The organism is Streptococcus infantis, from assembly GCF_021497965.1.
GTDB classification, from domain to species: Bacteria; Bacillota; Bacilli; order Lactobacillales; family Streptococcaceae; genus Streptococcus; species Streptococcus infantis_B.
Genome location: NZ_CP046525.1, coordinates 985991 through 999630 on the forward strand (window position 1 = coordinate 985991; position 13640 = coordinate 999630).

The following is a 13640-nucleotide window of genomic DNA, read 5'->3' on the forward strand; positions in this document are numbered from 1 at the left end:
CTTCCTCAGCGGATAAACTGTATTTTTGTGCGTCCATTACACACAAGATACAGTTTATCAAATTTCCTAGAAAAAGTAAAGAAATTTAAAGCAAAATTCCCAAAAAAATCGCAAGCAAACCACCCAAGTAAGTCACAAGTAAATAACTATAAAATTCCTTCTTGTCATTGAGCAATCTTTGGAGTTCATCATTCAAGGTTGAAAATGTCGTCAGACCACCACAAAAACCTGTCGCAAGGATAAGATAGACTTCTTTTGATTCCACATGATTATAAAATAAGCCAATCAGAAAACAGCCCAGAATATTGGCTATGAGAGTTCCTAGAGGCAGTACTGAACCCTGATTATAATGTGAAAAGAAATAACGGACAAGGGCACCCAGTCCACAAGCAAGTGCTAGATAAAATACTACCATTTCTTCCTCCCAAGACAATAGGCCAATAAAAGTCCCCCGCCGACACTTAAAATTAGGTACACAAGTAAGCTAAGATATCGTCCTGTATCCAACATTTTCACAGCGTCTAGTATAAGACTAGAAAATGTCGTTAATCCACCACAGAACCCAGTTCCAAGCGCTAGAACGACACCTTTACTACTTCCTTTAGAAACCAGATAACCTTTTACAAGATAAACCAAGCAGAAAATCCCTAGATAATTGACAAGAATCGTCCCCCAAGGGAAGTCTGGACTAGCTGGTAAGTATTTTGTAATCTGAAAACGAACTAGTCCTCCTAGCATACCAGCAAGAAAGATTCCTAATGGATAGAATTGTTCTTTTTTCATTTGATTGTTTTATCCTGATAATCACGCGAACGTTTGAGAATATCTGAAAAAGTCTCAACAATTGTTTCTTCGTATTTTTTATTGCTGACGCGATTTCTGACTTTTTCAAAGATAACTTCTTCTCTTTTGGTATCCAAGATTGGTTTTCCTGTAGACTTTTTATAAGCAACTACACCCTCAACTAGATGCATTCTTTCTTCTAAAAGTTGAACGATTTGGTCATCGATTTGGTCAATTTCTTGTCTAATAATATCTAAATCCATTGAGTCTCCTTCTTTATTTGAATCATTGTGTACAAAGCTACTAAATAGGCAAGTTATTCTCAGGCATATCTAACAAAAAACTGCACTGACATCTATCATCAGTGCAACTTCATGCTTATCCCACTTTGGCAGCCAATTCTTCTGCAAATTGCTCCAAGCGTTCGATATCTTCATCTTCTGCTGAAAGGTCTACTTTAACGCACTCTGAACCTTTTTCAGCTCCTGTTGCTACAAATACACGATCAAAGTCGTCAACAGCCTTACAGAATTCGTCATAGAAAGTATCACCCGAACCAACTACTCCGTAGATTTTCCCATTCAAGTTGAGGTCAGCTAGGTCTTCGTAGAAGTCCATCATCTCATCTGGAAGCTCACCATCACCGTATGTGTAGGTTGCAACGATTGCAAGATCTGCTTCTAAAAAGTCAGAAGCATCAACAGTTGTACACTCATCAACATCGACATCTAAACCTAATTCTCGTAATTTATCTGCTACAATATCAGCGATTTCTTCAGTATTTCCTGTCATACTGGCAAATACAATTTTTGCTAATGCCATAAGGTCCTCCTCAATTTATCTTCCTCCATTATATCACAGATTTTTCATTTTAAAAATAAAAACTCTTGTGCTACAATGATATGAGAAAGAATTGAGGTTATTTATGGAAATTTGCCATCAAATTTTAGAACAAATTAAAAAATACGATACAATTATTATTCACCGTCACATGAGAGCAGATCCCGATGCCTTGGGAAGTCAAGTTGGTCTTAAAGAACTGCTCCAGTATAATTTTCCTGATAAAAAGATTAAAGTTGTTGGCTATGATTTGCCTACCCTAACATGGTTAGCCAAAATGGATGAGGTAGAGGATCAAGAATTTGAAGGAGCACTTGCTATTATTTGTGATACAGCCAATACTGCTCGAATCGATGATAAACGTTATCTTAATGCTGAGACAATTATCAAGATTGACCACCATCCAAACGATGAAGAATATGGAGATCTGGTTTGGGTAGATACGACTTCTAGTAGTGCCAGTGAGATGGTAGCTATCTTTGCAGAGGAAACCAACCTTAAATTATCTGACCAGGCCGCTTACCTCTTGTCTGCTGGAATCATTGGTGATACTGGTCGCTTCCTCTTTCCAGCAACTTCTGCTCGTACGCTTCGTATAGCGAGTCAACTGAGGGAGTATGATTTTGATTATGCTAAACTTACACGTCATATGGATACAATCAGCTATAAAATCGCCAGACTTCAAGGTTATATCTATGATCACTTAGAGGTTGATGAAAATGGAGCTGCTCGTGTCATTCTTACTCAAGAAATCTTGAAGAAATACGACGTTACTGATGCTGAAACAGCTGCTATCGTTGGGGCTCCAGGTCGTATCGATACTGTTAGCCTTTGGGGAATCTTTGTGGAACAAGCAGACGGTCACTATCGTGTACGTCTACGTAGTAAATTTGTCCCTATCAATGGTGTCGCAAAAGAACATGATGGCGGTGGGCACCCTCTTGCTAGCGGAGCAAATTCTTATAGTTTAGAAGAGAATGAGCTCATCTACCAAAAATTGAAAAACTTACTGAAAAATAGATAAAAAGTCTTGCCAAACTTCTGATAATCTGATAGACTAGTATGGTAACAATCTATGGCTCGCAAAGAGACCATGGCAGAAAGGAAATATTGCAAAATGAAAAAAGATATCCATCCAGAATATCGCCCAGTTGTCTTCATGGACACAACTACTGGTTACAAATTCCTTAGCGGTTCAACAAAACGCTCTAGCGAAACAGTTGAGTTCGAAGGCGAAACTTACCCATTGATCCGTGTGGAAATTTCATCAGACTCACACCCATTCTACACTGGACGTCAAAAGTTCACTCAAGCAGATGGACGCGTGGATCGTTTCAACAAAAAATACGGTCTCAAATAATCAACCGCATTACTTGCATAAGGTTGAACAAAAACAACTTCAAATCGAAGTTGTTTTTTTGTTGCTTTTATTAGAATCATCGATGATGATTTCAAATGTAGTTCAACTAGAAATACTAGTTTATCTTCTCCTGCTACTTTCATACCCCTTATACACAAAAAAAGCCTGTTACACAAGCTCAAATGCTTGATATGACAGGCTTTTTATAGAATCATTATTTAACTGTTTCTTTCATACCCTCGTCTCACTTTCCAGCGCCCTGAATTCAATCTCGTGGCTAACTTGTTTTAATAGCTTCTCACACGCTTTTTTGGCTTCTCTGTACGTTGTGTTTTCGCTGATAAAGTAGTCAGCAAGTTCGATGATTTTATCTTCCATGATTGTCTCCATATCAGTCTTGAGACCGATGTAATTCCTCCTTAATTTGATATAATAATTCTTGACTAGGACCTCTCACTGTTTTAGTCAAAAGTTCAATAGAAAGGAGGAAAGAAAATGAATCTAAATCAAATTCGTATTTTAGAAGTTTGTCATAAATTTTTAATTGGTCTTACGGAATTTGAGGAAAAATTACAAAATGATTCCCTTGTCTACCGATCTCAAGATAAAAATATTACGTTTGTAACCTATCAAGAGTACAGGAATTTATCATTCATCGATTTCAAATTAAAATATGATTATCTAGATGACTCTATAACCTATATTGACGATAGAGAAGATTTGATAAATGCATTCCCGAGCCAACACGAATTAAGAGCATTAGCTAGAGTATCAGATCCGGAACAAGCTCGTATTCAAATTTTTAAGTTGCTATCACAAGCTAGTCTTGAAACACTCACTGAAAAAAATCCAAATGCCAAAAAAGATTATTTTGGTTACCAGTTCCGTAATCTCGAAACAAAGGAATCATATCCAATTTATTTGTTCCCAGAAAATGCTAATTTTGAACTAGTTTCCATCATTTGATAGGATATCTGCTTCAAAACGAAACATATTCAGCTTATGAGCAAGTTCTTCAAGCTCATGAGCTTTTTTATTAAACATTTTGACAAGATCGTTAAATTGATCTATATTCGTAACATTTACTTTAACTTCAAGGTTCATTGAATTGATACTCATCCCCTCACCTCCTTTCAAATATGGTATAATCAAAATAAAATGATTGGAGAAAAACATGACTGAAAAAATTTGTTTTATCGTAACTGCCATTGGAGAATCTGGAACACCTACCAGAGAACGAGCTGACAATGTTTATAAGTACCTTATCGCCCCTGTTTGTGAAGACCTTGGTTATAAGCCTGTACGTGTTGACCATGTAAATGCGGTAGATAACATCAACGCTACAATTATCAATTACCTTAAAACTGCTCCTATGGTTATAGCAGATATGACAGACCATAATCCCAACGCATTCTACGAGTTAGGTTTTAGACAGGCGCTTGAACTTCCACTAGTCCCAATCATAAGAGTAGGAGGAAATCTTCCTTTTGATGTTATGACGACTCGTACTGTATTCTATGATACAGACGTATCAAAAATAGATGAATCAAAAATTGATCTTAAGGCTAAGATACAAAGTTTTGAAAACTTCGAAATGCCTGAAAGTCGTATTGATAAAAGCGTTACATTAGAAGAGCTTGATGACAAGTTAACTAAAAAACTAAACAAGATACTTAATCTGTTAGAAAAGCAACAGTCTTATTCTCCTCTCTCACATACGCATGATTTTAATTTAAGAACACCACAAATTGACTATCAGTCATTTGTCCAACAATCTCAAGATAGAATCAAACAGGTCCAGAACCATCCATTATTCCCCGAAGATAAGAAATAGCTAACTCTTGCTGAGTTTGAAGTTCATTAACCTCAGCGACTTTTTGATTTATAAGTCTAACAGTCCTCAACACCTCGTCGAGGGCTTTTCTTTCTAATTCGTTCATTTCCCTACTCCTTTCTCTTTTTTTCGCTCCGTGAGCAACAGCTAGGAGAGGAATCGCACCTCTCTACGCTACCCTAGCTTGTTTAGCTTCTTCAACCTTTTCAAGAACTAAGATTGTAAGAGCCATTTCTTGAAAATCTTTGTCGTCAAATCCGATAACATCGCCGTAAACCCTGATGGCTGTTAGTAGTGTGTTGTACAATGCGTACATATCATCTGATGATAGCTTTTCACGATCTAGGATTTCTCCAAGTTTAAGAGAGCGTTCTCTGCGATTCTTAACTTGTAAGATTTCTTTTGCTAGTGTGATTTGTTCTTGTGTTGTAAATTCTTTAGTCATTGTTTTTTCTCCTGCTTGTTTTTCTTATTTCCTTAAGCTTGATTATAGTTTAACACGTTAAACATAAAATGTCAAGTGTGTTAAACAAAAAAATTTACTTTTTTTATTTAAAGATGTATAATGGATTAAACAATATATAGAAAGGAGTTTTTAAATGAAGTTAGGAGAATTACTTAAATCATATAGAACTGAGCATAAATTATCAATGGATGCTTTTTGTGAATTATCTGATTTAACAAAAGGATATATTTCTATGCTTGAAAAAAACGAACATCCGAAATCGAAAAAACCCATCGTCCCTTCGTATGAAACAATAGAAAAAATTGCTAAAGGTATGCAGATCTCTGTTGAAGGCTTAATTGACATGCTCGATGACGATCAAGAAATTCAAATTAATGCTACTCCCCCTGTTCTTTCAAAATCCTCCATCCAAACCATCTACGACGAACTAAAACCTCCAAGACAAGCCAAAGTCTTGACCTATGCCGAGAGGCAACTGAAAGAGCAAAACGAAGAAAAAACGAAGGTAAACGAAGTATCGGAAAACCTCATCAGCTTGTATCAAGTCGAGATAGTATCTGAGACGGCTGCAGCTTGTGGATTTAACTACGGATTTGGTTACGACGATACAGACAGAGAGACTATAGAGGTTCATGAACGACCACCACGCCACGATATCGCAACTAAAGTCAGCGGAGATTCCATGCAACCTGACTACCAAGACGGAGATATTCTCTATTTAGTAGACAAAGGACTAACTACCTATAACGGAGATTTGGCAGTTATCGCATACGGAGACCGTTCTTACTTCAAAAAGATATATACCGAAAACGGACGCTTACGCCTTGTGTCGCTCAATGACAAGTATGAGGACATTATCCTAGACTTCCCACCAGCCGAAGACACACATATCAAGATTTTTGCTGTAGTTGGGGTGTATAGAGGAGGTGTTACCTATTGAGTCGTCAACCAAAATGGAACAATAGAAAACTTGTCAATCATCTAGCTTCTAAAGATGTTACCTTCAACAACATTTCTATAGGTCAAGCAATAACTTTCTTAGACAAGAATAACTACTACTACAAGCTGGCTGCCTTCAGGAAAAACTTTAAAAAGAAAGATGGTAAATATGTGGATTTAGACTTCTCGTATTTACAGGATCTTGCATCTCTTGATATGAAAATCAGAGGTATACTTTTAAATATAGCAATCGATGTGGAACATTTTATTAAGGTTGAGCTTTCTCGCCAAATAAACAATAATCCGCAAGAAGATGGATATAGCATTCTGACTGAGTTTAAAAACTCGCAATACAATAAATATTACGAGTTTACTAAGAAGAAATTTAGAGAATCACGTTATCAAAACGCTATGTTTAATAAAAGAAAACATGATTATCCATATTGGGCACTGCTAGAACATATGGATTATGGTTGTCTCATTAAATTCGTTACTTTTTACTACCAAAAACATGGATGTAAATCATTGAAAAAAGCTTCAGAATTAGGCGATGGAGCTAGACATATAAGGAACGCCTGTGCCCATAATAGCGTTTTACTACTTAATGTGTTTGAAAAGAACGATAAACTATCAAACGTTAACGCTGTTATTACTACTTTTGCAAAACAAGTCGATGTAATCAAATATAAAAACTATAAGAAAGTAAACGATTTGATTTCACTTCTAGTATTAGCTAAGACTTATTGCTCTCCTGCAGTACTACAGTACCAAAAACAAGCTATAAACAATTTTATAGCACGCTGCCAGAGGAATCAATTGGCTTATGCTAAAAATGTGGAGTTAACAAAAATGATGATCGTATTCAAAAAAATCGTTGACATCTTATAAAGAATTTGATACTATGGATATAGTGTAAGACTGATTTAGTTCAGCGCCCTATAAAAAATGCGTGCATTTACAAGGGAGTCCATACCATAGAAAAAGTCGGCTAGAAACTAGTCGACTTTTACTGTTTTTAGGAAATATATTATATAAAGGCCGTAACTGTTTCCAAACACGAGCAAATTAAACAAGCAAACACAATCAGCAATAACGCCCTTTTCAATAAAAAGAAAGATTATAGGAACTCAACAATGAAAATTTGTTTAAGATGTCAGCATGAGAATGATGACCAAAATAATTACTGCATTAAATGCGGTGCACCAATCAGAAATATTTGCACCAATAAAAAATGTTTAAATTGGGAGCAAGATGTTCTTTTGACTGATGAAGCTGCATTCTGTCCTCTCTGTGGTTCTGAAACCCTCTTCAAAGCCTACGGATTAGCATCTTCTTGGCTCGATGTCTCTGGAGAGGACCTACCGTTCTAATGTATCTGCTATATATTGACGAATCAGGTACCAAAGATTTACACCGAGGAGAAAATAACAAAGAGGGAAACTCGGAATACTTTGTCATAGGGGCTGTTCTTATCAAGACAGAAGATTTAAGTGATATAGAAGAAAAGATACTAGAAATAAAAAAAGAGTATTATAAAGATCCTTATAAAGAATTGAAATCAACCGTTAAAGCTAAAGATTTAAAGACTGGTAAAGATAGAGATAAATTTCTTAAAGCTATTCACAATCAAATAGCCAACTCTTCTTGTCATTGCTTCGGCTCTCAAATTCATAAGCAAACGTTACAAAACAACGAGATACTAAAAAACAAAGATGAAATCTATAAACTTTGTTTTCAATATCTCTTATCAGCAGTTAATAGCTTCATGAGACATAATAATATCAATGAGTCTGTGACAGTATTTATTGATCGCATTGATTCTCACCATAATAAGAAGGTTTATGTTGCATACAAAGAAGCAATCCAGAGTAAAGCTATTGATTTTATAGGATTTGATGAGAAACATTTTTCTCCTTCTATTAATTTTGTTGACTCTGAGTTCACTATAGGTGTTCAACTAGCTGACCTTGTAGCTGGCGCACTGTGGAGAGGTGTCGAAAGACAACAAAAAACATACTCACAAATGCTGCAAGTACGTTTCCCGGTAGATTCAAATAATCAATTTATTGGATTTAGCTATCAAAGATGCGAAGAATGGAAATAAAAAAACGAACAGGGTAGCAGTAATTTCAACTGCAAGCTGACAAGGCATTTCACCCTTGCCACCCAGGCTATTCGGACCTAGACCACTGTTCTTCCGTTAAAACAATTATACACTATATAACTCTAATTTGTCAACAAAAATCCCCCACACTCGCCATCGCCAAGTTTTTGAGTGTGAGGAACAGCTAGTATATAAAAAGGCATTAAAAAGCCCTTTTTACTATACCCATTTTACCAAGAAATGAGGTGAAAAGCAAATGTGGATGGAAGAATTACCAAACGGTAAGTATAAATTTTTCGAGCGCTATAAGGACCCATATACAGAAAAATGGAAAAGAGTTTCTGTTACTCTGGACTCTGGTTCATCACGAGCAAAGAAAGAAGCTCAGAAATTACTAGATGAACGTATAGAAGAAACTTTACAGAATATACAATCAACAGATGTAACTTACCAACACGTTTTGGATGAATGGTGGACATTTTACCAGAAAGAGATTAAGGGTAGTTCTATCAGCTCTCTTACAAGTAGCGTGAATGATTTTAAGGAAGCGTTCGATACAGAAATTAAAGTTAAGAATATAGACACTAAATACATCCAGCGTTTTTTGAATGATCTAGATATTTCTCGTTCAAAACTAGAGCGCTATAAAATGATTTTAAATCTATCACTTGATTATGCAGTTAATCTTGAATACATCAAAGACAACCCTGCAAGACGAGCAAAACTTCCAAAACAAATAAAGACAATCGAAGAATTAGAAAAAACAGAAAAGAAATTTTTAGAAGAGGAAGAATTAAAAAGATTACTAGAGGAATTATACAGAACAAAGAATACATATCGACTAGGATTGCTTGCAGAATTCATGGCATACAATGGTTGTCGAATTGGTGAAGCTATTGCTATTAAACAAGAAAACATTGATTTCGATAACAAGACAGTAAAAATCCATGGCACTCTGGATAAAACAGTAGGTTATTCAAAAGGTCACAAAACAACTACTAAAACTGCTGCAAGCTTCAGAACCGTTTCTTTATCGAAAAGAGAAATTGAAATTTTAAAAGAGTTTATCTCAATAAATGAACTTTCTAAAAATACTCGAAAAACATTCAATGATCTTGGATTTATCTTTGTTACCAAAAACGGCATACCAATTCAAAACAATTCTTTCAATTTAGCAATCCAGAAAGCGAATAAACGTTTGAAAAATCCAATAGATAAACATCTTACTTCACATATATTCAGACATACTCTTGTTAGTAGACTAGCAGAAAATAATGTACCCCTAAAAGCAATCATGGCAAGAGTTGGTCACTCCGACTCTCGAACGACTAATAAAATCTATACACACGTTACTAAAAAGATGGATGATAATATCCTGGATTTGCTCGATTCTTTATAGTTTGCCCCTTATTTGCCCCTTATACACAAAAAAAGCCTATCATACAAGCTCAAATGCTTGATATGACAGGCTTTTTATAGAATCATTATTTAACTGCTTCTTTAAGAGCTTTACCAGCTTTGAATGCTGGAACTTTAGAAGCTTTGATTTTGATTTCTTTACCAGTTTGTGGGTTGCGACCTTTACGAGCTGCACGTTTACGAACTTCAAAGTTACCAAAACCGATCAATTGAACTTTTTCACCAGCTGAAAGGAATTCAGTTACTGCTGCGAAAACAGCGTCAACTGCTGCTGCTGAATCTTTCTTAGTCAATTCTGTAGCTTCTGCTACTTTAGCGATCAAATCTTGTTTGTTTGCCATGTTAATGAATCCTCCAAAATTATTTCTAATTAACACTTATAATCATAACCTAAAATTCCTTTTAGGTCAAGTCAAAAACACCTTTTCTTTGATTTTTCTCAATTTTTTTAGGAATTATAATGAATTAAGATAGCCCAGGCGTTTTCTCCGGTATGAGTTTGGATAATAGAACCAGTTTCTAGGACTGAAATTGGCTTTTCAACGTATGGTTGAAGCACCGCTTTCATCTCATTTGCCCATTCGTTAGTACCAGCATATGAAATGCCAATCTCGGCAACTGAACGATGTGACAAAGTCTCTACTAGTTCATCCAACCATTTTTTAAAAGTTTTTGCACCACGTCCCTTCACAATAGGTTGAAGTTCGTTATTTTTCATTTGCATCACTACACGAATATTAAGCAGTGAGCTCAACAAACCTGTTACACGACCAATACGTCCACCTTTAACAAGGTTTTCTAAAGTAGAAACACCGATATAAAGTTCTGTGTGATTTTTAACGTCTTCTACATGTGCTAAGATAGTTTCTAGGTCTTTACCTTCTTTAGCTAATCTAGCTGCTTCTACAACTTGAAACTTCAATGCTTGGTCTGTATAAGAGCTATCTAAAACAGTGACATCAGCCGATGAAAGGCTTGCTCCTTGGCGAGCTGCTTCTACTGTACCTGATAGAGCATGAGACATGTGAATCGCAAGAACCTGACTACCATCTTTGCCTAAGTCATCAAATATTTCTGCAAAGAGTCCCACAGGTGGTTGACTAGTCTTAGGAAGATTTTTACTTGCTTGCATCAAACGAAGGAATTCACCTTCTTCAAGATCCGCATCTGAATAGAGGACACTATCAATCATTACAGATAGAGGCACAACTGTAATATCTAGTTCTTTGACCACTTCTGGTTCAATGGTAACAGACGAATCCGTTACAATTTTTACTTTTGTCATAATTCAAATCTTTCTATTTTCAAATTTTGTGATTATTCTACTTAACTATAACAATTATATCAAAAAATAACTAAAAATTCATACTGTTTCTATCTATTTTGATTGCTTATTCTTAATTTATTTTTTAGACATGTTTGCAAAAAAATAACCGCCTGTTTAAAGGCGATTATTTTAATTATCTTAAATGAGATGATTATACAATTCTTGCATCTGAATATCATCTGGAACTAGATCAAGATAGGCCTGAATGTATTCTTTTGCTTCTTCTAACTTCCCTAGTTCTCTTAATAAATAAATGTATTGTTCCAAGAACTCCGGATTATCCTTCAATTCTGTAGCAAGTTCCTTATAAAGCTCGTAAGCCGCTTCCAATTCTTCGGTTTCTTGATAGCTACGGGCAATCATCCATTTTGTTAAGAGGTTTTCAGGTTCATACGCTTCTAAGGCTAAAATATCTTCATATCTCTCTTGCTCTTGGTAGATGGTCGCTAAGCGCAATAAAATTTCTTCCTGGTCATCAGCATTCTCTTGTGCTTTCAAAAGATAAGCTTCGGCTTGTTCTGGCTGATGCAATTCATAAGATAACTGTGATGCAAGGAGCAACAAACGTGTTTCAAAAGGATTTTTTGCCAAACCCTGTTGAGCAATTTTAAGAGCTTCTTCCGTTTGATGTTCCTTATGGAGTGCCTGGCTATAGCCATACTCATATCCTTCGAAATCTGGAGAAATCGTATCTAACTGCTTAAAGTATAAGGCTGCTTTTTGATAATCTTCTTGATCAAAATAGAGACTTGCCAGTTCATAGGCCGTTTGCTCGTCATATTCTAGTTCCAAGGCTTTTTCAAGAAATTCAATAGCAGATTCGAATTTTCCAAGTCGTGTATATGCAAGGCCTATTCTCTGATAGGTTGAAATTCCAGTTTGATCATAGATAATGCGGTTATCTAGTTTGGCATAGCCCTGAATAGCTTCTAAATCGTTTCCTAGCTCACTATCTAGCTCTGCTAGTCCAAATATCAAGAGAGGATCATCAGAGTAGTTACGAGCTTCTAAAAGCTTCTCACGCGCAACATCTGTCAATCCTTCCATCTGATATAAATCAGCCTTTAAGGCAAGAGCTGATACATACCATTCGCTGTCTAGCCCGATATTTTCTAGATAGTCAAAGGCTTCCTCAATCAATCCATCTTCACCAGCTATTGCAGCTAGATTGATGTAGACTTCTGGGAATTTCGGTGCTAATTTCTCATAAATTTGTGCTGCCTGTGGGTAGAAACCAATCCCTTCGAGATATGCAGCAAGTTCAAGAAGCACTTCATCTGAGTCTTCTTCTAAAGCTTTATTGAAATATGAATCTGTGCTTGTTAAGTCCTGTTGTTCTAAGGCTTCAAGCATTTGTTGACTATTGTTCACGATCAGTCTCCTCTACCGGTTCATAAAGTCCACTAACTTCTTTGTACCAATCAAAAATCTCTGAGATGACTACTTTAGCAGAAGCATAAATTGGAATTCCTAGCAATACTCCCCAGATACCAAACATAGAACCCGAAGTCAAAAGTACAAAAAGAATAGTAATTGGGTGAATATTTAATTGGCTTCCTAGAATCAGTGGTGAAACGAAACGACCTTCAATAGTTTGCTCTACAATAAAGACAATAATAACTTTTAAGAGCATGACTGGACCTGCAATGAGACCCAACACAAGGGCTGGAATCATCGCAAGGAAGCTTCCAAGATAAGGCACAAGATTCAATACACCTGCAGTAACACCTAGTGCTACTGCATAACGAAGGCCAATAATCTTGAAGAAGATAATAAACATGATAGCTACGATAACAGCTACCGTAATTTGTCCTCTAACGTAGTTAGAAAGTTGTTGGTTCACATCTGATAGAACCTTACCTACTGGTTCTCTTAATTTATTTGGTAAAAATTGAGTGATATAATCTCTCAACCCTTTCCCATCTCTAAGGAGATAAAAGAGCATAAATGGCATGATAATCAAAGCGACGATTACTTGAGAAGTTCCACTAATAATAGCACTCACCCAGTTAACAGCTTTGGAAGAGATATTACTTGCCCATGCAGTTGCCTGAGTTGAAAATTGCGCTAAAACCTGTTCCAGTTGAGGTCTAAAATCATCTGGCAAACGCTTGGTTACAAGATCATCAATCACTCTGTCAGCATCTTCTATATAACTTGGTACATTTTGTGCAAAAATAATCACCTGACGTTGAAGGTTTGGGATCGCAACCGCTAAACCGATAATTAAAAGAAAAGCGATTATCACAAAGATAATACTAATGGCTAAGACACGGTTTATCTTGTACTTCTCCATCAAATCTACCAGTGGATTCAATAGATAAAATAGTAGCCCTGATAAGATAACAGGCAACATAACTACAGATAAAAAGTCAATGACTGGTATAAATAAAAAGCTGATTTTACTGAGAATAAAAATATTCAGACCTAACAGTAAAGTCACCAAAAAGACCGTTACGGCCTTATTATCTAAAAACCATTTAAAAAACCAAGATAAGGTAAAGTGTTTCTCTTTTTGTTCCATGATATCTTCCTTTCCTATGTCCTAACATTATACCATTTTTTTAG

Annotated in this window: 20 protein-coding genes; 9 read left to right on the forward strand and 11 right to left on the reverse strand. The window is 35.9% G+C overall.

Features of this window, described 5'->3' with window-relative positions; translation table 11 throughout:
* Positions 1–85: 85 nt before the first annotated feature.
* From crcB (GOM46_RS04905) to GOM46_RS04920, 4 genes are all read right to left on the reverse strand, one after another.
* Positions 86–415 (reverse strand): fluoride efflux transporter CrcB, encoded by a 330-nt coding sequence (gene crcB / locus GOM46_RS04905; RefSeq protein WP_235083300.1) that lies wholly within the window; start codon positions 413–415, stop codon positions 86–88.
* Positions 409–783 carry a fluoride efflux transporter CrcB gene (gene crcB / locus GOM46_RS04910; protein ID WP_006149670.1) on the reverse strand — a complete coding sequence of 125 codons (375 nt, stop codon included), beginning with the start codon at positions 781–783 and terminating at the stop codon, positions 409–411. The genes crcB (GOM46_RS04905) and crcB (GOM46_RS04910) overlap by 7 nt, the downstream gene beginning before the upstream one ends.
* A complete protein-coding gene (locus tag GOM46_RS04915; RefSeq protein WP_006149688.1) occupies positions 780–1046 on the reverse strand; it encodes a chorismate mutase in 267 nt (88 codons plus the stop codon). The genes crcB (GOM46_RS04910) and GOM46_RS04915 overlap by 4 nt, the downstream gene beginning before the upstream one ends.
* A 115-nt stretch (positions 1047–1161) precedes the next feature.
* Positions 1162–1605, reverse strand: a complete 444-nt coding sequence (locus GOM46_RS04920) for a flavodoxin (RefSeq protein WP_006149678.1) — start codon at positions 1603–1605, stop codon at positions 1162–1164.
* A 103-nt stretch (positions 1606–1708) separates the two neighbouring features.
* Here GOM46_RS04920 and GOM46_RS04925 point away from each other — a divergent pair, with 103 nt between their 5' ends.
* A complete protein-coding gene (locus tag GOM46_RS04925) occupies positions 1709–2647 on the forward strand; it encodes a DHH family phosphoesterase (RefSeq protein WP_006149682.1) in 939 nt (312 codons plus the stop codon).
* 93 nt (positions 2648–2740) lie between these two features.
* On the forward strand, positions 2741–2983 hold the full coding sequence (locus tag GOM46_RS04930; protein ID WP_004253349.1) for a type B 50S ribosomal protein L31: 243 nt from the start codon (positions 2741–2743) through the stop codon (positions 2981–2983).
* Between the two features lie 231 nt (positions 2984–3214).
* Here the strand turns inward: GOM46_RS04930 and GOM46_RS04935 are convergent, their stop codons facing one another.
* A complete protein-coding gene (locus GOM46_RS04935) occupies positions 3215–3361 on the reverse strand; it encodes a hypothetical protein (protein WP_235083301.1) in 147 nt (48 codons plus the stop codon).
* 117 nt (positions 3362–3478) lie between these two features.
* On the opposite strand from GOM46_RS04935, the gene GOM46_RS04940 reads away from it, so the two are divergent.
* Positions 3479–3949 (forward strand): hypothetical protein, encoded by a 471-nt coding sequence (locus GOM46_RS04940; RefSeq protein ID WP_006149663.1) that lies wholly within the window; start codon positions 3479–3481, stop codon positions 3947–3949.
* On the opposite strand, the gene GOM46_RS04945 is transcribed toward GOM46_RS04940, so the two are convergent.
* Positions 3932–4102 (reverse strand): hypothetical protein, encoded by a 171-nt coding sequence (locus GOM46_RS04945; protein WP_006149674.1) that lies wholly within the window; start codon positions 4100–4102, stop codon positions 3932–3934. The genes GOM46_RS04940 and GOM46_RS04945 overlap by 18 nt on opposite strands.
* Positions 4103–4157: 55 nt before the next feature.
* On the opposite strand from GOM46_RS04945, the gene GOM46_RS04950 reads away from it, so the two are divergent.
* Positions 4158–4817, forward strand: a complete 660-nt coding sequence (locus tag GOM46_RS04950; RefSeq protein ID WP_006149672.1) for a hypothetical protein — start codon at positions 4158–4160, stop codon at positions 4815–4817.
* Positions 4818–4986: 169 nt separating this feature from the next.
* Here the strand turns inward: GOM46_RS04950 and GOM46_RS04955 are convergent, their stop codons facing one another.
* Complete coding sequence (locus tag GOM46_RS04955; RefSeq protein WP_006149661.1) at positions 4987–5262, reverse strand: hypothetical protein; 276 nt, start codon at positions 5260–5262, stop codon at positions 4987–4989.
* Positions 5263–5416: 154 nt separating this feature from the next.
* On the opposite strand from GOM46_RS04955, the gene GOM46_RS04960 reads away from it, so the two are divergent.
* From GOM46_RS04960 to GOM46_RS04975, 5 genes are all read left to right on the forward strand, one after another.
* Entirely contained in the window at positions 5417–6223 is an 807-nt protein-coding gene (locus tag GOM46_RS04960; RefSeq protein WP_006149685.1) for an XRE family transcriptional regulator, read from the forward strand.
* Positions 6220–7110, forward strand: coding sequence for an Abi family protein (locus GOM46_RS04965; protein WP_006149681.1), 891 nt, complete (start codon positions 6220–6222; stop codon positions 7108–7110). Before GOM46_RS04960 ends, GOM46_RS04965 begins: the two co-directional genes overlap by 4 nt.
* 245 nt (positions 7111–7355) lie before the next feature.
* Positions 7356–7592, forward strand: coding sequence for a zinc-ribbon domain-containing protein (locus GOM46_RS08420; RefSeq protein WP_025169955.1), 237 nt, complete (start codon positions 7356–7358; stop codon positions 7590–7592).
* Positions 7592–8326, forward strand: a complete 735-nt coding sequence (locus tag GOM46_RS04970; protein WP_006149686.1) for a DUF3800 domain-containing protein — start codon at positions 7592–7594, stop codon at positions 8324–8326. Before GOM46_RS08420 ends, GOM46_RS04970 begins: the two co-directional genes overlap by 1 nt.
* 256 nt (positions 8327–8582) lie before the next feature.
* Entirely contained in the window at positions 8583–9725 is a 1143-nt protein-coding gene (locus tag GOM46_RS04975; protein ID WP_235083302.1) for a tyrosine-type recombinase/integrase, read from the forward strand.
* Between the two features lie 85 nt (positions 9726–9810).
* Here GOM46_RS04975 and GOM46_RS04980 read toward each other — a convergent pair whose 3' ends face one another.
* The 4 genes from GOM46_RS04980 to GOM46_RS04995 all read right to left on the reverse strand — a co-directional run bounded on the left by GOM46_RS04980 (position 9811) and on the right by GOM46_RS04995 (position 13596).
* Positions 9811–10086, reverse strand: a complete 276-nt coding sequence (locus GOM46_RS04980) for an HU family DNA-binding protein (protein ID WP_004253345.1) — start codon at positions 10084–10086, stop codon at positions 9811–9813.
* A gap of 107 nt (positions 10087–10193) precedes the next feature.
* Positions 10194–11030 carry a DegV family protein gene (locus tag GOM46_RS04985; protein WP_235083303.1) on the reverse strand — a complete coding sequence of 279 codons (837 nt, stop codon included), beginning with the start codon at positions 11028–11030 and terminating at the stop codon, positions 10194–10196.
* A 180-nt stretch (positions 11031–11210) separates the two neighbouring features.
* Entirely contained in the window at positions 11211–12443 is a 1233-nt protein-coding gene (locus GOM46_RS04990) for a tetratricopeptide repeat protein (protein WP_006150935.1), read from the reverse strand.
* Entirely contained in the window at positions 12433–13596 is a 1164-nt protein-coding gene (locus tag GOM46_RS04995; protein ID WP_235083304.1) for an AI-2E family transporter, read from the reverse strand. Before GOM46_RS04995 ends, GOM46_RS04990 begins: the two co-directional genes overlap by 11 nt.
* Positions 13597–13640: the final 44 nt, after the last annotated feature.

Excerpts from the sequence above, each read along its gene's own strand:
- GOM46_RS08420 (WP_025169955.1), top strand. The coding sequence starts at position 7,356 with ATGAAAATTTGTTTAAGATGTCAGCATGAGAATGATGACCAAAATAAT.
- GOM46_RS04955 (WP_006149661.1), bottom strand. The coding sequence starts at position 5,262 with ATGACTAAAGAATTTACAACACAAGAACAAATCACACTAGCAAAAGAA.
- GOM46_RS04945 (WP_006149674.1), bottom strand. The coding sequence starts at position 4,102 with ATGAGTATCAATTCAATGAACCTTGAAGTTAAAGTAAATGTTACGAAT.
- GOM46_RS04925 (WP_006149682.1), top strand. The coding sequence starts at position 1,709 with ATGGAAATTTGCCATCAAATTTTAGAACAAATTAAAAAATACGATACA.
- GOM46_RS04935 (WP_235083301.1), bottom strand. The coding sequence starts at position 3,361 with ATGGAAGATAAAATCATCGAACTTGCTGACTACTTTATCAGCGAAAAC.
- GOM46_RS04980 (WP_004253345.1), bottom strand. The coding sequence starts at position 10,086 with ATGGCAAACAAACAAGATTTGATCGCTAAAGTAGCAGAAGCTACAGAA.
- GOM46_RS04995 (WP_235083304.1), bottom strand. The coding sequence starts at position 13,596 with ATGGAACAAAAAGAGAAACACTTTACCTTATCTTGGTTTTTTAAATGG.
- GOM46_RS04975 (WP_235083302.1), top strand. The coding sequence starts at position 8,583 with ATGTGGATGGAAGAATTACCAAACGGTAAGTATAAATTTTTCGAGCGC.
- GOM46_RS04915 (WP_006149688.1), bottom strand. The coding sequence starts at position 1,046 with ATGGATTTAGATATTATTAGACAAGAAATTGACCAAATCGATGACCAA.
- GOM46_RS04930 (WP_004253349.1), top strand. The coding sequence starts at position 2,741 with ATGAAAAAAGATATCCATCCAGAATATCGCCCAGTTGTCTTCATGGAC.
- GOM46_RS04940 (WP_006149663.1), top strand. The coding sequence starts at position 3,479 with ATGAATCTAAATCAAATTCGTATTTTAGAAGTTTGTCATAAATTTTTA.
- GOM46_RS04985 (WP_235083303.1), bottom strand. The coding sequence starts at position 11,030 with ATGACAAAAGTAAAAATTGTAACGGATTCGTCTGTTACCATTGAACCA.
- crcB (WP_235083300.1), bottom strand. The coding sequence starts at position 415 with ATGGTAGTATTTTATCTAGCACTTGCTTGTGGACTGGGTGCCCTTGTC.
- GOM46_RS04970 (WP_006149686.1), top strand. The coding sequence starts at position 7,592 with ATGTATCTGCTATATATTGACGAATCAGGTACCAAAGATTTACACCGA.
- GOM46_RS04960 (WP_006149685.1), top strand. The coding sequence starts at position 5,417 with ATGAAGTTAGGAGAATTACTTAAATCATATAGAACTGAGCATAAATTA.
- GOM46_RS04950 (WP_006149672.1), top strand. The coding sequence starts at position 4,158 with ATGACTGAAAAAATTTGTTTTATCGTAACTGCCATTGGAGAATCTGGA.
- GOM46_RS04920 (WP_006149678.1), bottom strand. The coding sequence starts at position 1,605 with ATGGCATTAGCAAAAATTGTATTTGCCAGTATGACAGGAAATACTGAA.
- crcB (WP_006149670.1), bottom strand. The coding sequence starts at position 783 with ATGAAAAAAGAACAATTCTATCCATTAGGAATCTTTCTTGCTGGTATG.